The sequence below is a fragment of the Kitasatospora sp. NPDC101108 genome, assembly GCF_055584725.1.
In genome coordinates, this window is the sequence record NZ_JBVJLM010000005.1 from 308,350 (window position 1) to 326,153 (window position 17,804).

The window sequence follows — 17,804 nt, forward strand, 5'->3', positions numbered from 1 at the left end:
GGGCGGGACCGGCGGCTCCTGGACCGGTACGTCCGCCTTCCTGGTCGTGCCGACGCACAGCGCCCAGATGACGAAGGCGTCGATCGCGATCAGCACCAGGGCCCAGAACGGGTAGTAGGGCAGCCACAGGAAGTTGGCGATCATGCTCAGTCCGGCGATGGCGGCACCGACGACCCGCGCCCACGCGGCCCCGCTGAACAGGGCCACACCCGCCAGGACGACGACGATCCCGAGGATGAGGTGGATCCATCCCCACCCCGAGGTGTTCATCGAGTACACGTAGTGGCGGGTGACGACGATCAGCTCGTCCTTGAGGATGGCGGCGATCCCCTGGAAGATCGCCATGACGCCGCCGGCGATCAGCATGATCGCGGCGAAGACGGTCCACCCGGTCGCGAAGGGCCGCCGTTCGGGTTCATGGCCGCTGCGGCCGGCTCCGGTGACACTGCTGCTCATGACGTTGACTCCTTCGTTGGCGACCGCTGCGCGGCCGGGGAGGGACTCCGGGGACGGTGCACCCGTCCGGCTTGCGATCCGGTGCGGACGAGCCGTGGGGGCCCGGGCGACGGCCCCGGTCACGGGCGACGCGGTGGAGTCACCGGACTCGGCAGTCGCCCTAAGGTCCACGGTAGGGCCGGGCCTGCGTCCTGTCCTGGGGCGCACGGCCCCCCGCCCCGCGCCCCGGGCGGGGCGTCACTCCGGGGTGCGGCGGTCCCCGGGACCGGCCCGCCCGGACGCGGCGAGCAGCGCGAGGACGGCCAGCACCACGAGGAGGACCAGGACGAGCAGCAGCACCGTCAGCACGGTCGGGTGGTTCCACAGGGCGAACACCAGGGCCAGGACCAGGACCACCGCGAGGGCGAGACCGCGGCGGTGGGCGTCGGTCCAGGTGCCGGCCCGGCCGGTGGTCACGCCGTGGGAGCCGCCCCAGCGGGCGGCGGAGTCCGCGACGCGGTCGGCCCGACCGCGGACGGCACGCGGCAGCCGTCCCGCACCGGAGAGGTAGGCCCCGAGCGCCACCACCACGCCCAGGACGATCGCGGTGCGCAGGCTGATCCGCAGGAAGTGCAGCAGCGTGTCGAAGACGGCCGCCGCGGCGGCCGGGGACTGCACGGCGCGCGGCAGGTGGTCGAGGTAGTAGTGGCGGGCGACCACCAGGGCGATCGCCACCACGAGGCAGGCACCGGCCGCGCCCAGGGCCGTGGTGACCAGCGCCCGGCGCCGGCGCCGCGCCAGCAGCACGCCGGCCGCGCCGATCAGCACGGTGATCACCGGCATCCAGTTGCCCACCACGTCCAGGGCGTGCGCGCCGCCGCGGATCTTCGCCAGTTTGTCGGACTGGAACAGCACCAGTTGCTTGTTCACGTCCGGAATCTTCTCGGCCGGCGTGAGGCCCGCGGCCACCAGTTGCTCCTTCAGCTGGTCGACGACCGTCCCGAGGTCGAGGGTGACGGTGCCGTCCTCGATCCCGACGGCGCCGCGGCCCTGTCCGGTGAGGGCCTGGACCACGGCCGCGTGCGCGGAGCGGTTCGCCTGTGTCCAGACCGTGGGGAAGGCGTCGCTCTGCACCACCCCGGTCGCGACCTTGGTCACCACCTGGTTCACCGCGTCGTCGAGTTTGGGACCGAGCGACTTGACGGCGGTCGCGGCCCTGGGCGGCAGCCCCTGGGACTCCAGCCACCCGGCCAGCTCGGAGGCGGCCGCCGAGCCGTCCACCTTCACGTCCACCCCCTGGGTGATCCGCTTGACCGCGGCGTCCTGGATCGCGGGATCGGTGGCCAGCGGCGCGACCGTGGAGACGTACCGGTCGGTGTCCAGGGCGATGTCGTGGACCCAGACGGTGAGCAGCGAGACCGGCACCAGGATGCAGGTCAGCGTGATCAGTACGGCCGAGACGGTGCTCATGACGATGCCCGCAGCCCGGGAGCGGTGACGCCGCGCCGACGGAGGTCCCCCGGTGGCCGGCGTTCCGGCGGGAGGCTCGGACGGAGGGGGTTCCACTGGCCCGTTCAACGGTCCTCCCGGGTTCGGCAAGAACGCGGTCGGATCACCGCTGCTCCCCATTCACTCCGCCCGGGCGGCCACGTGGCACGCCGGAGTGGTCCGCCCGGAGGAGGAAGCCGCGCGACGTGGTGACGCCCGGCTGCCCGCGGCCCGAGGCACCGACGAGGGAACCGGCTGTTCTCACCCCGGGCAGGTGATCCGCCGGGGGACGGCGTTCCCTAGCGTCGAACCGTCGAACCAGCGACCGGTCCGGTGGGCCGGGCGACCGACACCGCGTGGAAGGAGCATCGCCATGGCCGATGACGACCTCGTCGAGACCGGGCCCGTCGACTACCTGGTGGTCGAGTTCCCCGGCAACCGCATGACCGGGGAAGGGCTGCCGCTGCTGATCGACCTGGTGGACCGGGGTGTGATCCGCATCCTGGACTTCGCTTTCGTGCGCAAGGACGCCGACGGCACCGTCGCGGCGATGGAACTGGCCGACTTCGACGGTGACGGTCGACTGGACCTGGCCGTCTTCGAGGGAGTCGGCTCGGGTCTGGTCGGCGCCGACGACCTGGCGGAGGCCGCCGGCGTCCTCGCGCCCGGGAACTCGGCCGGGGTACTGATCTACGAGAACACCTGGGCCGCGCCGTTCGCCACGGCCCTGCGCCGGGGCGGCGCCCGGGTCGTCGCCAGCGGCCGGATACCCCTGCCGGACCTGCTGCGATCGCTGGACGACCTGGAGGACAGCGCCGCGGCGGACCCCACGTACGGCTCCGTTCCCGGACCGTCCCCCGCCGGCTGACGGCGCGCCCGGCACAGCCGCGGAGAGAAGGAGAGACGAGACATGCCTGGACTGCTGCGCGGTATCGCGCGCACCGCCGTCGTCGCCGGCACGGCGACCGCCGTGTCCAACCGGGTCTCCCGCCGTCAGGCGGGCCGCTGGGCCCAGCAGGACATGGAGGCCGCAGCGGCGCCCCCGCCCCCGGCACCGGCCCCGGCCGCGCCCGCGGCACCGAGCATGGAGGACCGGATCGCCCAGCTGCAGCAGCTGGCGCAGCTGAAGGACCAGGGAGTCCTCACCGAGGAGGAGTTCGCCACGCAGAAGCAGCGGCTCCTCGCCGGCTGACACCGCCGGCGCCGACCGCCGTCCGCGCGGTGGTGCCCCGTCCCGGTCCGGCGTCGGGACGGGGCACCACCGCATCCGGATCGGATCCCCCCGGGCCCGTCGGCCGGCTCAGTGCCCGACCGCCACCTTGGCCGCCACGATGAACAGGCCCAGAAGGAGGTTCACCACGCCCTCCACGGCCGCCTGGCCGGTGGAGGCGCCGGCCCGACGGGCACCCAGGGTCGCCCAGCCCACCTGCTGCGCCACGGCGACGCCGAGGGCCAGCCAGGCGCTGTCACCCGTCCCGAGCCAGGGGCTGACCAACACCGCCAGGGCCGGGAGCGCGGACGCCTCGACGAGCGGCCACTCCTCCCGGCCGACCTCCCGCACCCGGTCCCACCGGACCCAGCGGGCGACCTCGCGCTCTCCCGCCAGGCGCGCGTAGACGTGGGCGACCCAGAAGACCAGCCCGGTGACCGCCAGCAGCACGATGAGCGACAGCCGCGGATGGGCTTCGTGCACTCCGGAGGCCGCGATCACGGAGGCGGCCAGCATCGAACCGTAGACCGCTCCGGCGTAGTCCGTCCGGTCGGCGGTTCCCACCGGGGCCGGCCCGCGCGCGGCGGGACGGCTGCGGGGCGTGGACACGATGCGCCTCCTCCCGTCCCCGTCCGGGGACGACCGTTGAGCCCGCTCAGCCCATGATCACCCGTTCCCCGGCGCGCCGCCTCCCCTCCGGCAGGTGAGCGGGCCCCGTCGCCGCCCGCCGCAACGCCGCCCACGGCCCGCGCGGAGCCCCGCCGCCCGGCGTCGCCCGCTCACCCCGACCGGGTGATCCGCCTCCCGCGCGCCGTTCGTACCGTGACCGTGAAGGCCCGTGACCGTCGTGACCGTTCCCCCGCCCATCCGTTTCCCTAGTCCACCGGGGAGCACATCGTGATTCCGTATCCTCCGATCGCCGAGCACGGGGTCATCGGCGACCTGCAGACCGCCGCCCTGGTGTCCACCGAGGGCGACCTCGACTGGTGGTGCACCCCCCGCTTCGACTCGCCCAGTCTCTTCGCCTCCCTGCTGGACCACGCCAACGGCGGCCGGTGCCGGCTCGCTGTCGACCGGGACGAGGTGCCGGAAGCCGGGGTGAAGCAGCTATACCTGGCCGGTACGGCCATCCTGGTGACCCGCTTCCTCGCCCCGCAGGGCGTGGCCGAGGTCGTCGACTTCATGCTCCCGGACACCTCGCCGTCACCGAGCGACCGGCACCGGATCCTGCGCACGGCCCGGGTGGTGCGCGGACGGATGTCCTTCGTGCTGGAGTGCCGGCCCCGCTTCGACTACGGCCGCGCCACCCACCGGCTCTCCCTGCCGGACGAACGCAGCGCGGTGCTGCAGGGCCCCGGCCAGGAACTCCACGTCCAGGCCACCGACCCGGTCGTGCTCCGCGCCGACGGTTCCGACGTCACCGCGCGGTTCACGCTGGACGCGGGGGAGATGGCCATCGTGGTCCTCACCACCCAGTCCCCGGGTGCCGCTCCGCCCGCCGCACCGGGCGACGCGGCCGCGCTGGCCGCTTTCGACGCCTGTCGGCAGTTCTGGTACGGGTGGCTCAAGTCCTGCACGTACCGGGGGCGTTGGCGCAACATGGTGGAGCGCTCGGCGATCACGCTGAAGCTGCTCAGCTACCAACCGACCGGCGCGCTGATCGCCGCCGCGACGATGGGGTTGCCGGAGCAGATCGGCGGTGAGCGGAACTGGGACTACCGGTACACCTGGATCCGGGATGCCTCGCTGTCCGTCCACACCCTGACCAGCCTCGGCTTCCGCGACGAGGCGCTGGCCTTCCGCCGGTGGGTCCGGGACCGGATCGAGGCCTCCGTGGCCGAGCCGGAACGGCTCCAGATCATGTACCGCATCGACGGCGACCCGAGCCTGACCGAGGAGTCCCTCACCCAGTGGGAGGGCTACCGCGGTTCCTACCCCGTACGCGCCGGGAACGCCGCCGCCGACCAGCTCCAGCTCGACATCTACGGCGAAGCCGCCTACGCGTTCGCCGCGGACGAGAGCGACATGGGGGCCCTGCGCGGCTGGGACGCGTTCCGCCGGCTCGTGGACTGGCTGACCGATCAGTGGGACCGCCCGGACGAGGGCATCTGGGAGACCCGGGGCGGGCGTCAGGACTTCACCTACAGCCGCCTGATGTGCTGGGTGGCCTTCGACCGCGCCGTCCACATCGCCCGGAAGTTCGCCCGCCCCGCCGACCTGGGGCGCTGGAGCGCGGAACGCGACGACATCCTGCGCCAGATCGTGCGGCGCGGATGGAGTTCCAAACGCGAGGCCTTCACCCAGCACTACTCGACCGAGGTCCTGGACGCCTCCCTGCTGCTCATGCCCAAGGTCGGCTTCATCTCGCCCACCGATCCCGACTGGCTCTCCACCCTGGACGCGATGGACCAGGAACTCGTCCAGGACAGCCTGGTCTACCGCTACGACCCGGCCGCGTCCCCCGACGGGCTGAGCGGCTCCGAGGGCACCTTCAACCTCTGCTCCTTCCTCTACGTCGAGGCGCTGGCCAGGGCCGGCCGGGTGGACCAGGCCCGCTACGCGTTCGACAAGATGCTCACCTACGCCAACCACGTCGGCCTGTTCGCCGAGGAGATCGGCCCCTCCGGTGAGCAACTGGGCAATTTCCCACAGGCCTTCACCCATCTCGCACTCATCGATGCGGCCCTCGCTCTCGACCAGGAACTCGACCGCCACGGGGCTGCCTGATCCTGCCGCAACCCGGGGGCCGAAAGGGCCCTCGGGACGTGTGAGGACGCGTGGTGCCCGGTGCCCGGGCCGATCCGCCCCGGGCACCGGGTGACCTCCCCAGGAAAGGAAACCCGGCATGACCGGCACGATCACCGCCCCCGCCGCGACCGGGCGCAGTGTGCTGATCCCGCTGGCGCTGGCCCAGTTCGTCTGCAGTTTCGCCGGCTCCAGCATGAACGTGATGATCAACGACATCAGCGCTGACCTCGACACCACCGTCCAGGGCGTCCAAGTGGTCATCACCGTCTTCCTGTTGGTGATGGCCGCGCTGATGATCCCCGGGGGCAAGCTGACCGACCGCTGGGGCCGCAAGCGCTGCCTGATGGCCGGTCTCGTCATCTATGGCGTCGGCGCCCTGCTCAGTGCCGCCGCGCCCGGACTCGGCGTCCTGATCCTCGGCAACTCGATCCTGGAAGGCGTGGGAACGGCCCTGCTGATCCCCCCGGTCTACATCCTGACCACGCTGCTGTTCACCGGTACCGCGGCCCGGGCGCGCGCCTTCGGCGCCATCATGGCCCTCGGCGGTATCGGTGCGGCAGCCGGTCCGCTGCTCGGCGGGCTGCTCACCACGGCGATCGACTGGCGTGCCAACTTCGGCTTCCAGGTCGTGATCGTGGCCGTGATCGTGTTCCTCACCCGCAAACTGGAGGACCCGCTCCCCGCCGACCCCACCCGGTCCTTCGACACCGTCGGTGCCGCCCTGTCCGCCGGCGGGCTGGTCCTGCTGGTCACCGGCATCCTGGCCGCGGACAACAACACCTGGCTGATGATCGCCCTCCTGCTGGCCGGTGCCGCGGTGCTGGGCGGCTTCTTCCGCTGGGTCCGCCACCTGGAGGACACCGGTCGCGAACCCCTGCTGGCCTCCAGCCTCTTCCACAACCGCACCTCGAACCTGGGCCTGGTCACCCAGAACGCCCAGTGGCTCGTGCTGATGGGCGTGTCGTTCACCGTCGGTGCCTACCTCCAGGTCGTCCGCGGCTACAGCGCCATCTCCACCGGGGCGGTCTTCACCTCCGCGACGCTCGGACTGCTCGCGACCTCGCTCGCCGCCGAACGCCTGGCCGAGCGACGGTCCCAGCGCTCCCTGATCATCACGGGCTTCGCCCTCACCGTCATCGGCATCGTCGTGCTCCTGCTGCTGGTGCGCGCCTTCGACTCCGTCTGGGCGTTCACCCCCGGACTGCTGCTGATCGGACTGGGCGTCGGCCTGATGCTCACCCCCTCGGTCAACATCGTGCAGTCCGCCTTCCCCGACAGCCGTCAGGGCGAGATCTCCGGTCTCTCCCGCAGTGTCTCCAACCTCGGCTCCTCGATCGGCACCGCAGTCGCCGGAACGATCCTGGTCTCCGAACTCACCCGGAACAGCTATGCGGCGGCCATGGCAGTCCTCGCGCTCTGCGGCCTCATCGGCCTCTGCACCGCGCTGTTCCTGCCGCGCGACCGGACTTCCACCGCGCCCCCGACGGCACCCGGCCGGGGCCGGTGAGGACGGTGCACGCGCCTCCGCGGCCGGGGATCACCCCGGCCGAGTGATCCCCCTCCGGCGAGCCGGGGCGCAGCCTGGACCCACGGGGGACCGGCGAGGCCCCGCGCAGCACGCGAGAGAAGGACCCCCATGCGCTACGAGTTCCGCATCGCCGGGGCGATGTCAGGACGGACCGTCCGCGAGGCTTTTCCGGAGCTGGAGAGCGTATTCGTTCCGGACCAGACGCTGCTGTTCGGCCCCGTCACGGACGAGGCCCACCTGTACGGCCTGCTGAGCCGGTTCCAGGCGCTCGGGCTGCACGTGATGGAGCTCCGCCGGCTGCCCGAGCCGGAGGCGCTCCGCTGGCCGGGGAGCTGAACACCCCCAGCGCCGGGACGGGGCGCGCCGGCGACGCCCGTTGCGCCGAACGGCAGTCCGTCCGGGGTGCCGCCCGACGACCCGTCGCCCAGGCTGGAACGGTGGACGGTCCGCAGCGCCGGGTCGCCGGCCGCACCCCGGCGGCCCGGCCGCCGGCATCGACCGAGGGGAGAGCGGAGTGGCGCACCAGCGTGGTGAGCCGACCCGCGCTGACCGGTTCCGCGCCAGGTCGGCCCGGCTGCGGGGGCGGACGGCCGACCTGCGCGACGCGCCGTTCCTGCGCCGGCTGGCGGCCCAGCTGATCCACATCCACGTCCTGGACACCGCCACCCGGCTCGCCGCGCAGGCGTTCCTGACGGCCATCCCGGTGCTGTTCGTGCTGGCCGCCTTCCTGCCCCAGGAGGCGCGCAGCAGCGCCGCCGACTCGCTGCGGACCGTCCTGGGCCTCCACGGCAGCTCGCTCGACGACGTCAAGCGGGCGCTCCAGCCTGTCGGCCAGAAGGCGACCACGGATGCCTTCGGCGGCATCGGCATCCTGGTGACCGTGCTCTCGGCCACGAGTTGCAGCCGCATCCTGCAGCGCCTGTGCGAGCGGACCTGGCACCTGCCCCACCTTTCCGGGCGGTTGGCGGCCTGGCGATGGGTCGCCTGGCTGCTGGTGTGGATCACCGCCCTGGTCCTCCAGGGAAAGGTGCGGAACGGATTCGGCGCGGGCGCGGCCCTCGGGGTCGTCCTCTACATGATCACGGCCGGTCTGCTCTGGCTGTGGACGCAGCACCTCCTGCTCGGCGGGCGGGTCCCCTGGCTCCCGTTGATCCCGGGGGCCGTGCTGACCAGTGCCGGCCTGACCGCGCTCGCCTGGGCGTCGCAGCTCTACGTTCCCCGCTCGCTGAACCGCAGCATCGACCAGTTCGGCCCGCTCGGCCTGGTCTTCACCCTGCTCAGCTGGCTGATCGTGGTGTTCACCGCCGTCACGCTCGGCATCGGCGTCGGCTACGTGGTGGCCGGCCAGGGCCGGCTGGCCAGGCTCCTGGGCACCCCTGAGCCGACCGGGGAGGACGAGGGTTAGGACCCGTACGGTCGGGCGGCGCGGGTCGGGTGGCCCTCCGGGGAGGACCTGTCCGCCCTTTTGCCGAGCCGGAGGAAGTCGGAAACGATGGAAGTCGTCACACCTTTGCGTCGTCGGCGCGCCATGACCCCCCGAGGTGAAGACCATGGCCTCCAGTCCAGCGGCCAGGACGCAGGACCGCCCGGTGGACGGTCCCCGCGGTGACGCCGGGCCGTCGTCCCGGATACCCGGCGGCGACCCGGTGCTCGCGGCGCGGTTCGCGGTGCCCGCGACGCCGGAGACCTTCGTTCGCCGGCAGCGCCTGGTCGACCGGCTCGCCGACGGCCCGCCGACGCCCCTGCTGCTGGTGACCGGACCGGCGGGTGCAGGGAAGACCCTGCTCGTCGCCGACTGGGTCGCCACGGCGCGACCGCCCGGTCCGGTGGCCTGGCTCACCGTCGAGCACGAGGACAACGCGCCGGGGGTCTTCTGGGCCTACCTGCTGGAAGCGCTCCGGCACCACGGCGTCGCCCTGCCGGCCGGCATCGGCAGTCCGGCCCGGGCCCACGAGGTCGACCACTCCCTGCTGGCCCGGCTGGCCGCCCACCTGAGCGTCCGGGACGAGCCCGTCACCCTCGTGCTCGACGAGTTCGAGCAGGTGTCCGCCGCGGAGGTGGCCTCCGGTCTGCACTTCCTGCTCGGCCACGCGGGCCCCGGTCTGCGCCTGGCCCTGCTCAGCCGGACGGAGCCGCTCCTGCCGATCCACCGCTACCGGGTGTCCGGCAGTGTGACCGAGATCAGGGCCGCCGACCTGGCCTTCCGGCCCGAGGAGGCCTCCGTGCTGCTGCACCGGCACGGGCTCGCGCTGTCCGCCGGGAGCGTGCGCGCGCTGACCGAGCGGACCGGTGGCTGGGCCGCCGGCCTGCGGCTGTCGGCACTGGCCGCCCAGGGCGCCGCCGATCCCGCGGCGTACCTGGCGGAGTTCGAGGCCGGGCAGAGCACGGTCGCGGACTTCCTGCTCGCCGAGGTCCTCGACACCCAACCGGTCGAGAGCCAGGACTTCCTCCTGCGGACGAGTGTCCTGGACCGGATCCACCCGGACCTCGCCGACGCCCTGACCGGTCGCCCGGACGGTGCGCGGACCCTGGCGGCCCTTTCCCGGGCCAACGCCTTCGTGGAGCCCGTCGGACACTCCTGGTACCGGTGCCACCCGCTGTTCTCCGAGATCCTGCGCATCCACCTGGGAGCCCGGAGCCCGGGGCTGGAACGGGAACTCCACCGCAGGGCCGCCCGGTGGCTGGCCGGGGCGGGGCAGCTGACGGAGGCGCTTCCGCACGCCGCGGCGGCCGGTGACTGGGAGTTCGCCGCGACGCAGGTGGTCGATCAACTGGCCATCGGTCGGCTGTTCACCGGCCGGGATGCGGAGCGGTTGGAGCGGCTGTTCGCCACGATGGCCCCCGAGGCCCAGGGGCCGGCCGCCGAACTGGTCCGGGCGGCCTGTGACTTCACCCGGCACGACGTGGACAAGGGTGCCCAACGCCTCCGGCGCGCTGAGGCTCTCCTCGCCGAACACCAGGGCGAGGACGACCCGGCGGCCCTGTTCACCGTGGCCCAGCTGCGGGTGCTGGCAGCTCGGCTGGCCGGCTCGGCCGACCAGGCCCGGGCTGCCGCCGAACAGGCCGAACGGCTCCAGGAGTTGGTGCCGCAGGACCTGGTGGCGGAGCACCCGGAGCTGTCCACGCTGCGGATGAACGACCTCGGCTCGGCGCTGCTCTGGGAAGGCAGTCTCGGCGCCGCGAGTGCGGCGCTCGCGGCGGCAGCGAGGACGCCCGGGGGGGCCACCACGGCCGGTCCGCGCCACGAGGCGCTCGCCCGCCTCGCCCTGATCGAACTGCTGCACGGTCGGCCGGGGCGGTCGGAGGCCCGTCTGCGGAGGGCCGCGGCCGAAGCCGAACGCGCCGGCCTGCCGCCGGTCTCCCGCACCGGCGTCGGTCAGCTGGTGTTCGCCACGCTCGCCGTCGACCGGGACGACCTGCCGGCGGCCCGCGCGGCGCTCGACCGGGCGGCCAGGTCGGCCGCGGCCCGGCACGATCCGGCGGTCGCCGCCGTCCTGGCGATCGTCCGGGCGAGGATCCTGCTGGCCGACGGCCGGGCCCGGGCGGCCCTGGACGCGCTCGACCGGGTGGACGAAGGCCGTCCTCCGGCGGCCGGACCGCTGCCTGCCTGGGTGACGGAGGGCGCGGCCGTGGTCGGTTCGGCCGCGCATCTCGCCGACGGCGATCCGGCCGCCGCCCTGGCGGTGCTGGACCGCGACGGTGCCGGGGGACCGGACTGCGCCGTCGCGGCGGCCCGTGCCCATCTCGCGGCCGGGGACGGCCCGAGCGCCCGCCGGGCCCTGGACGCGATCCCCGACCATGACGGCCACGGACCGGCGGTCACCGCCCGGGTGTTGCTGGCCAGGGCACAGGTCGCAGCGGCCCTGGGCGACGAGGCCGACGCCCGGCGGCTGCTCACCCGCGCCCTCGCGGTCGCCCGGTCCGAACAGGTGGTCCGACCGTTCCGGGAGGCCGGCCCGTGGCTGCGGCGGCTGCTACGGGCCCGGCCGGTGCCGGTGGACGCCCACGACTGGCTGCCCCCCGACCTCCTCCCGGGGCCGCAGGGGCCGCCGGGGGCGGCGAGCGGTGACGACGCGGTGCCGGACGCGCCCGTCGAGCCGTTGAGCGACCGGGAGATCGAGATCCTGGAGGCCGCCGCACGGCTGCTCTCCACCGAGGAGATCGCCGCCGAACTGTTCCTCTCGGTGAACACGGTCAAGACGCACCTCAAGAGCATCAACCGGAAGCTCGCGGTCTCCGGGCGCAGCAGGGCCGTCCGGCGGGCCCGTGAACTGCGGCTGATCTGACCGTCCATCGGGGGCGGACGCAGCCGGGTGCTCAGTGGCGGGCGCGCAGCCAGTGCCAGCCGGCCACCACCGCGCCCGCACCCAGCAGGACGAGGAACATGGCGAGCCAGGAGTTGCCGGCGACCCGCGCTCCGGTGAGCAGTACGACGAGCACCCCGCCCACCGTCACCGCGCACGCCAGCACGGTCCGCAGCACGACCAGGAGCAGGCCGGGGCGCAGCACGGACCGGTCACGGTCCCGGACCGGCACGGGCCCGCCGCCCTCCGACCCGAGCAGGGCGAGGGTACGGTCCGCGAGCCGGTCGGTGGCGCGACGGTACATCTCGGCGCAGGCGGGCACCCAGACGAACGGCACCACCGTCCCGATGACCAGCAGCCCCCCGATGCCGGCCCAGCCGAACCACTTGCGAACCCGGCTCCGGGCCGGGTCGTCCGGCGCCACCAGGCCGATCAGGTAGGCCTGGCGGCGGACGACGGCGAGCCAGGAGCCTTTGCCGCCCTCGTCGGCCGGACCCCGGGACGCCTCCCGCAGGGCCGCCCTGGCCTCCGCACGCGTCGGGTGGACGCCCTGCACCAGCAGGATCTCCACCGCCGCCTCCTGGTCACACGGATCGCGGCCGGCCAGGGCGCCCAGCTCCAGCACCATCCGCAGCTGGGCGAGCAGTGCGCCGATGAACGCGACCGGCAGCAGGAGCACGAAGGGACCGCCGAGGAACGAGCCGTCCACCACGGAGCGGCGCACGCCCCGCCTGATCACCTCTTCGACGCTCCCGCCCTGCGGGGTCCCGGTTCGTTCCGCTCCGCGCGCCCGTACCACCGTGTCGGCCGCCTGGGGGCCCAGGAACTCCACCGTGAAGGCGGCCAGCCGCTCGGGCATGCGGACGGGGTCCGCCCGGACCGTCCTCAGCAAGTCGCCCAGGCCGGGCCGTCGCCGCTGCGTGCTCTCCGCTCCGCCCATCAGTCGCCAGAATAGCCCCGCCGCTGCGGGGCCGCCCCGGGCGCGGAACTCACCCGGGGCGGGTGATGCCCCGCCGGGCCGCAGAGCGGTACACCGGCGATAGACCGCGTCTGCCACGGCGTTCGGGGCAGAGCATCGATGTCAGGAGGCCCCCGGTGGACTACCCGTTGCTCAACATCTTCTTCACGACCATGTGGATCTTCCTGTGGATCATGTGGTTCTTCCTCCTGTTCCGAGTCTTCGGAGACCTCTTCCGGGACGACGCCCTGAGCGGCTGGGCCAAGGCCGGCTGGAGCGTGTTCGTGCTCGTCCTGCCGTTCCTCGGTGTGTTCGTCTACCTGATCGCCAGGGGCAAGGGCATGGGGAAGCGCGAGTACCAGGAGGCGGCCGAGGCGGAGCAGGAGTTCCGCACCTACATCCGGGACGCCGCCGGCACCACCACCGCGCCCACCGACCACGTCGCCGAACTGGCGCGGCTCGCCGACCTCAAGAACCACGGCGACATCACCGAGGACGAGTACCAGCGCGCCAAGGAGCTCGTCCTCACCTGACGCGCCGCAACGCCGGGTGGTCCTACGCGGAGAACGAACTACTGATGTTCCGCCCCGATCCCAGCGGTTGGACGCACCGTGCTGTCGGACCCGGCTGTTGCACCCACGGCGCGCGAGCCGGCCGGCCCCGGCGTTCGGCGCCCATCCGAGTCGGGGCTGCGCGTGGTGTGCAGGAGGGACGCCCAGGCGGCGGTGTCGGTGAAGTCGTTCCTCCCGGTCGGGACGACGTCCATGACGACCGGGCCCCACCTGGCGCTGCTGGAGCCCGAGGTTCGCCCGGCCGGACGTGGACGGCGACGACGCCGCGGTGAACCTCGCCGAGATGGTCCTGCGCATGCTGGGCGTCCCGCCGGACGAGGCCCACAAGGTCGCCCGGCGCCCCCTCCCCGACCTCGTCTGACCGACCCCCGCGCCCCCTACGCGGTGGACGACGAGCCGTACCGGCGGCGGGCGTCGCCGTAGGCGTCCTGGGTGGGCAGGTGGCCCTGGTTGTCGCGCACTCCCGTACACGTCGGAGCGGCTCGACGGGCGAGCCATCCGTGCCGTAACCGAATCCGAACCAGGCCGGTCAGCGGTGGGGCGGGCGCTGTTCGCCCGAGCCACGGGCGATGAGGCGGGTGTCGACCACGGTGGTGCGGGCCCGGCTGCGGTCGCCGTCGAGGCGGGCTAGGGCGGTGCGGGCGGCGGCGGCGCCGAGCGCGGCCGGGTCCTGGGCGACGACCGTGAGGGCGGGTTCCAGGACGTCGGCCAGCGGGATGTCGTCGAAGGCGACCAGGGCGACCTCGCGGCGCCGCGCGTGGGCGAGGGCGGAGACCGTCCCCATGGCGGCGAAGTTGTTGGCGGCGAACAGCGCGGTCGGTGGTTCCGGGAGGGAGAGCAGCCGGTCGGTGGCGGCGGCCGCGTCCGGCTGACCGTGGGCGCCGACCACCAGCGTCCGGTCGTAGGGGAGGCCGGCGGCGGCCAGGGCGTCCTTGTAGCCGGCCAGGCGTTCGCGGCGGGTGTAGAGGGTGGCCGGAAGGTCGCCGATGAAGCCGATCCGGCGGTGGCCGTGGGCGATGAGGTGGGCGACGCCGGTGCGGGCGCCGTCCCGGTTGGAGGAGACCACACAGTCGGCGGCCAGGCCGCTGCCGGGGCGGTCCAGGAAGACGACCGGCAGCCCGGTGATCCGGGCGGACCTGAGGTGGGCGTGGTCCGACCCGTCGGCCGGGACGACCATGAGCGCGCTGACCCGCCGGGCGAGGAAGGCGGCGATCAGGTCGCGCTCGCGAGCCGGGTCGTCGCCGGAGGAGCCGAGCAGCAGGGTCAGTCCGCGGTCGCGGACGGCGGACTCGATCCCGCCGGCCACCGTGCCGAAGAAGGGGTTGCCCATGTCCGGGACGACCAGGCCGATCGTGGTGTCCGGGCCGCCGGTGCGGATGTTGCGGGCCATCAGGTTGGGCTGGAAGCCGAGCCGTTCGACGGCGGCGAGCACCTTCTCCCGGGTCGCGGCGGAGGTCGGCCCGTCGTTGTTGAGCACCCGGGAGACCGTCTTGGCGCTCACGCCGACCTCCTGGGCGACGTCGTGCAGCGTCGGACGACGGGTCGCGGCCATGGACCACCGTTTCTGTCGGGCGGCGGCCCGGCCCCCCGGCCCGGGCCACCCAGGACTGCTCAGCTCGTACGGACCCCGGCGGCCCTGGCGGCGCCGGCGTCCGCGACGACAGTACCGCTGCCGTCCTCGGCGACGGTGAGCGCACCGGTCATGATGGCCACCACCTCGGACATCGAGTGGTCGCCCGGCCTGATCAGCGCGGCCCGCCGCCCGAGCCGGTGGACGTGGATCCGGTCGGCGATCTCGAAGACGTGCGGCATGTTGTGGCTGATCAGCACGACCGGCAGGCCGCGGTCGCGGACCCGGCGGATGAGGTCGAGCACCTGACCGGACTCCTTGACCCCGAGCGCCGCGGTCGGCTCGTCCATCACCACCACGCTGCGCGCCCAGGCCACCGCGCGGGCCACCGCGACGGCCTGCCGCTGACCGCCGGAGAGGGTCTCCACGGACTGGGTGAGCGAGCGCAGGCCGATCTTCAGCTCGGCCATGTGGGCCGCGGCCTCGTCGCGCATCCGCTTGTGGTCGAGCGAGCGGAACACCGTGCCGAGGACACCCGGGCGGCGCAGCTCGCGGCCGAGGAACATGTTGGCGGCGATGTCCATGGAGGGGGCGACGGCGAGGTCCTGGTAGACGGTCTCGATGCCGGCCGCCCGGGCGTCCTGCGGGCCGGCGAACCGGACCGGCTCGCCGTCCAGCCGGATCTCGCCCTCGTCCGGGGCGATCGCGCCGGTGAGTGCCTTGATCAGGCTGGACTTGCCGGCGCCGTTGTCGCCGATGACGGCCAGCACCTCGCCGGGCATCAGGTCGAAGTCGGCGCCGTCGATGGCGGTGACGTGGCCGTACCGCTTGACCAGGCCGCGGGCCTGGAGGACGGGGGTGGTGGTCATCGGCTGGCTCGCTTCCGGGAGATCTGGTCGACGGTCACGGCGAGGATCACCAGGACGCCGGTGATCAGGGTCTGGTAGATCGAGGCGACGCCCATCAGCTGGAGCCCGTTGCGGAAGACGCCGACGATCAGCGCGCCGATCAGCGAGCCGAACACGCTGCCCCGGCCGCCGAAGAGGCTGGTGCCGCCGAGCACCACGGCGGTGATGGAGTCCAGGTTGTCGGTCTGTCCGGCCTGGGGGTCGCCGACGCCGGTGCGGGAGACCAGTAGCAGGGCGGCGATGCCGTAGACCAGGCCGGCCAGGGCGTAGAGGCCGACGGTGAGGCGGCCGGTGCGGATGCCGTTGAGGCGGGCGGCGTCCCGGCCGTTGCCGAGGGCGTAGACGTGGCGGCCCCAGGCGGTGCGGGAGAGCAGGTAGGCGAAGAGCGCGAACAGCGCCAGTGCGAGCACCGAACCGTACGTCACGTCGGTGTCGCCGAGCGGGAAGGTGCCGCCCAGGAAGGTCAGCGGGCCGGGTAGGTCGGTGACGGTCTGCTCGTCGGAGTAGATGTGGGTGAGCGCGAAGGCGACGTTCAGCATGCCCAGGGTGACGATGAACGGCGGCAGCGGGATCAGCTGCACCAGCAGGCCGTTGGCCAGGCCGAAGGCCGCGCAGACCGCCAGGCCGAGGGCGATGGCGACCAGAGGCGGCACGGTACCCTCGGCGGCGAGCCGGGCCATGGTGATCGAGCCGAAGGCCATCACCGCGCCGCAGGAGAGGTCGATGCCGGCGGTCAGGATGATCAGGGTCTGCCCGATCGCCAGGGTGCCGACCACCATCACCTGCTGGATGATCAGCGAGAAGTTGCCGCCGGAGAGAAAGGTGTCGGTGGTGAAGGTGAAGAACGCGCAGGCCAGCACCAGCGCGGCCAGCGGTCCGGCGGTCGGGGCGGTGAGCAGTCGGCGCGCGAGTGGCGGCGATCGGAGTTCCGCGTACGGGGCGGTGGTCGTGGTCATCGGACGGTCCTCGGGGGAGTGGGGCGGTGGTGGTCTGGAAGCCGGTCAGCCCCAGCAGTTCTCCAGGCCGTAGCCGGTGTCCTTGGCGTCCACGCCGGTCTGCGGCCGGTCGGTGATCAGGGTGACGCCGGTGTCGGTGTAGCCGGTGGGCTTGGCGCCGCCCTTGGCGTGGTCGGTCACCGCCTTGACGCCCTTGGCGGCCATGACCAGCGGGTACTGCTGCGAAGTGGCCGCGATCTTCCCGTCCTTGACGGCCTGGGTGCCGGTGCAGCCCCCGTCGACCGAGACGATGAGCACCTCCTTCTCGCGGCCCTTGGCCTTGAGCGCGGTGTACGCCCCCAGCGCGGCCGGCTCGTTGATGGTGTAGACGAGGTTCAGGTCGGGCGCCTTCTGCAGGCAGTTCTCCATCGCGGTCTGGGCCTTGGCCTGGTCGCCGCCGGTGTCCTGGGAACAGGCGATCGACGGGTCGCCGGCGGGGACGCCGAAGCCCTGCAGGAAGCCGTCGTGGCGCAACTGGCCGACGGCGACTCCGGGGGCGAGGTCCAGGGTGGCGATCTTCGCGGTCCTGCCCGCCATGGCGGCCTTGGCGTACTGGCCGATCAGCACGCCGGCCTGCTTGTTGTCGGTGGCGAACAGGGCGTCGGTGCCGTCCTGCGGATCGGTCGGGCTGTCCAGGGCGATCACCAGGACGCCCTTGTCCCGGGCCTTCCTGATCGCGGGCAGGATCGCCTTGGAGTCGCTGGGGGTGATCAGGACGCCCTTGACGCCGGTGGCGACCATGTTCTCCAGGGCGGCGATCTGGCCGGCGTTGTCGCCGTCGAACTTTCCGGCCGCGGTGACCAGGGTGGCGCCGTTCTCCTTGGCGGACTTCTCGGCGCCCTGCTTCATCTTGACGAAGAACGGGTTGGTGTCGGTCTTGGTGATCAGGCCGACCTTGACGGTGCCGCCCGCGGAGCCGGCGCCGGAACCGGACGAGCCGGAGGAGCCCTTGGAGCCGGAGCCGGAGCCGCAGGCGGTGAGGGCGAGTGCTGCGACAGTGGCGCAGGCGGCGAGGCGGGCGAGGGCAGTGGTACGGGGCATGCGTGGGCTCCCTGATCTGCGTGGTGCGGAGGTCCCGAGGCGGGGTC

General features: G+C 73.3%; 15 protein-coding genes and 1 pseudogene. 8 read left to right on the forward strand and 8 right to left on the reverse strand.

What is annotated here, in order from left to right; all coding sequences use genetic code 11:
- Positions 1-33: 33 nt before the first annotated feature.
- Both ACZ6Z8_RS14290 and ACZ6Z8_RS14295 read right to left on the reverse strand, forming a co-directional pair.
- Positions 34-456: pseudogene (locus tag ACZ6Z8_RS14290) on the reverse strand (DUF7144 family membrane protein); the annotation flags it as partial.
- Between the two features lie 237 nt (positions 457-693).
- The gene (locus tag ACZ6Z8_RS14295; RefSeq protein WP_465609500.1) at positions 694-1,905 is read right to left on the reverse strand and encodes a hypothetical protein; all 1,212 of its coding nucleotides are present in this window, start codon (positions 1,903-1,905) and stop codon (positions 694-696) included.
- A gap of 391 nt (positions 1,906-2,296) precedes the next feature.
- On the opposite strand from ACZ6Z8_RS14295, the gene ACZ6Z8_RS14300 reads away from it, so the two are divergent.
- Both ACZ6Z8_RS14300 and ACZ6Z8_RS14305 read left to right on the forward strand, forming a co-directional pair.
- On the forward strand, positions 2,297-2,791 hold the full coding sequence (locus ACZ6Z8_RS14300) for a DUF6325 family protein (protein WP_465609502.1): 495 nt from the start codon (positions 2,297-2,299) through the stop codon (positions 2,789-2,791).
- A 42-nt stretch (positions 2,792-2,833) separates the two neighbouring features.
- Positions 2,834-3,115: an SHOCT domain-containing protein gene (locus ACZ6Z8_RS14305; protein ID WP_465609504.1), complete on the forward strand. Its 282-nt coding sequence runs from the start codon at positions 2,834-2,836 to the stop codon at positions 3,113-3,115.
- Between the two features lie 108 nt (positions 3,116-3,223).
- Here ACZ6Z8_RS14305 and ACZ6Z8_RS14310 read toward each other — a convergent pair whose 3' ends face one another.
- On the reverse strand, positions 3,224-3,742 hold the full coding sequence (locus ACZ6Z8_RS14310; RefSeq protein ID WP_465609506.1) for a hypothetical protein: 519 nt from the start codon (positions 3,740-3,742) through the stop codon (positions 3,224-3,226).
- 288 nt (positions 3,743-4,030) lie between these two features.
- Here ACZ6Z8_RS14310 and ACZ6Z8_RS14315 point away from each other — a divergent pair, with 288 nt between their 5' ends.
- The 5 genes from ACZ6Z8_RS14315 (at position 4,031) to ACZ6Z8_RS14335 (ending at position 11,695) form a co-directional block, all read left to right on the forward strand.
- Positions 4,031-5,860, forward strand: coding sequence for a glycoside hydrolase family 15 protein (locus ACZ6Z8_RS14315; protein WP_465609507.1), 1,830 nt, complete (start codon positions 4,031-4,033; stop codon positions 5,858-5,860).
- A 118-nt stretch (positions 5,861-5,978) separates the two neighbouring features.
- Positions 5,979-7,388, forward strand: a complete 1,410-nt coding sequence (locus ACZ6Z8_RS14320) for an MFS transporter (protein ID WP_465609509.1) — start codon at positions 5,979-5,981, stop codon at positions 7,386-7,388.
- 129 nt (positions 7,389-7,517) lie between these two features.
- Positions 7,518-7,745 carry a hypothetical protein gene (locus ACZ6Z8_RS14325; protein WP_465609511.1) on the forward strand — a complete coding sequence of 76 codons (228 nt, stop codon included), beginning with the start codon at positions 7,518-7,520 and terminating at the stop codon, positions 7,743-7,745.
- A 178-nt stretch (positions 7,746-7,923) separates the two neighbouring features.
- On the forward strand, positions 7,924-8,814 hold the full coding sequence (locus tag ACZ6Z8_RS14330) for a YhjD/YihY/BrkB family envelope integrity protein (RefSeq protein ID WP_465609513.1): 891 nt from the start codon (positions 7,924-7,926) through the stop codon (positions 8,812-8,814).
- Positions 8,815-8,959: 145 nt separating this feature from the next.
- Positions 8,960-11,695 carry a winged helix-turn-helix domain-containing protein gene (locus tag ACZ6Z8_RS14335; RefSeq protein ID WP_465609515.1) on the forward strand — a complete coding sequence of 912 codons (2,736 nt, stop codon included), beginning with the start codon at positions 8,960-8,962 and terminating at the stop codon, positions 11,693-11,695.
- A gap of 31 nt (positions 11,696-11,726) precedes the next feature.
- Here the strand turns inward: ACZ6Z8_RS14335 and ACZ6Z8_RS14340 are convergent, their stop codons facing one another.
- Positions 11,727-12,572, reverse strand: coding sequence for a hypothetical protein (locus tag ACZ6Z8_RS14340; RefSeq protein WP_465609516.1), 846 nt, complete (start codon positions 12,570-12,572; stop codon positions 11,727-11,729).
- Between the two features lie 236 nt (positions 12,573-12,808).
- Here ACZ6Z8_RS14340 and ACZ6Z8_RS14345 point away from each other — a divergent pair, with 236 nt between their 5' ends.
- Positions 12,809-13,204, forward strand: a complete 396-nt coding sequence (locus tag ACZ6Z8_RS14345) for an SHOCT domain-containing protein (RefSeq protein WP_465609519.1) — start codon at positions 12,809-12,811, stop codon at positions 13,202-13,204.
- A 568-nt stretch (positions 13,205-13,772) separates the two neighbouring features.
- Here the strand turns inward: ACZ6Z8_RS14345 and ACZ6Z8_RS14350 are convergent.
- Genes ACZ6Z8_RS14350 through ACZ6Z8_RS14365 form a run of 4 tightly spaced genes read right to left on the reverse strand, consistent with a single transcriptional unit; the run spans position 13,773 to position 17,757 of the window.
- Complete coding sequence (locus ACZ6Z8_RS14350) at positions 13,773-14,795, reverse strand: LacI family DNA-binding transcriptional regulator (RefSeq protein WP_465609529.1); 1,023 nt, start codon at positions 14,793-14,795, stop codon at positions 13,773-13,775.
- 59 nt (positions 14,796-14,854) lie between these two features.
- Positions 14,855-15,682, reverse strand: a complete 828-nt coding sequence (locus tag ACZ6Z8_RS14355) for an ATP-binding cassette domain-containing protein (protein ID WP_465609531.1) — start codon at positions 15,680-15,682, stop codon at positions 14,855-14,857.
- Positions 15,679-16,677, reverse strand: a complete 999-nt coding sequence (locus tag ACZ6Z8_RS14360) for an ABC transporter permease (RefSeq protein ID WP_465609532.1) — start codon at positions 16,675-16,677, stop codon at positions 15,679-15,681. Before ACZ6Z8_RS14360 ends, ACZ6Z8_RS14355 begins: the two co-directional genes overlap by 4 nt.
- A gap of 45 nt (positions 16,678-16,722) precedes the next feature.
- Complete coding sequence (locus tag ACZ6Z8_RS14365; protein WP_465609534.1) at positions 16,723-17,757, reverse strand: substrate-binding domain-containing protein; 1,035 nt, start codon at positions 17,755-17,757, stop codon at positions 16,723-16,725.
- Positions 17,758-17,804: the final 47 nt, after the last annotated feature.

Coding starts and splice junctions, on each gene's coding strand:
- ACZ6Z8_RS14295 (WP_465609500.1), bottom strand. CDS start 1,905: ATGAGCACCGTCTCGGCCGTACTGATCACGCTGACCTGCATCCTGGTG.
- ACZ6Z8_RS14300 (WP_465609502.1), top strand. CDS start 2,297: ATGGCCGATGACGACCTCGTCGAGACCGGGCCCGTCGACTACCTGGTG.
- ACZ6Z8_RS14305 (WP_465609504.1), top strand. CDS start 2,834: ATGCCTGGACTGCTGCGCGGTATCGCGCGCACCGCCGTCGTCGCCGGC.
- ACZ6Z8_RS14320 (WP_465609509.1), top strand. CDS start 5,979: ATGACCGGCACGATCACCGCCCCCGCCGCGACCGGGCGCAGTGTGCTG.
- ACZ6Z8_RS14325 (WP_465609511.1), top strand. CDS start 7,518: ATGCGCTACGAGTTCCGCATCGCCGGGGCGATGTCAGGACGGACCGTC.
- ACZ6Z8_RS14335 (WP_465609515.1), top strand. CDS start 8,960: ATGGCCTCCAGTCCAGCGGCCAGGACGCAGGACCGCCCGGTGGACGGT.
- ACZ6Z8_RS14340 (WP_465609516.1), bottom strand. CDS start 12,572: ATGCCCGAGCGGCTGGCCGCCTTCACGGTGGAGTTCCTGGGCCCCCAG.
- ACZ6Z8_RS14350 (WP_465609529.1), bottom strand. CDS start 14,795: ATGGCCGCGACCCGTCGTCCGACGCTGCACGACGTCGCCCAGGAGGTC.
- ACZ6Z8_RS14355 (WP_465609531.1), bottom strand. CDS start 15,682: ATGACCACCACCCCCGTCCTCCAGGCCCGCGGCCTGGTCAAGCGGTAC.
- ACZ6Z8_RS14360 (WP_465609532.1), bottom strand. CDS start 16,677: ATGACCACGACCACCGCCCCGTACGCGGAACTCCGATCGCCGCCACTC.
- ACZ6Z8_RS14365 (WP_465609534.1), bottom strand. CDS start 17,757: ATGCCCCGTACCACTGCCCTCGCCCGCCTCGCCGCCTGCGCCACTGTC.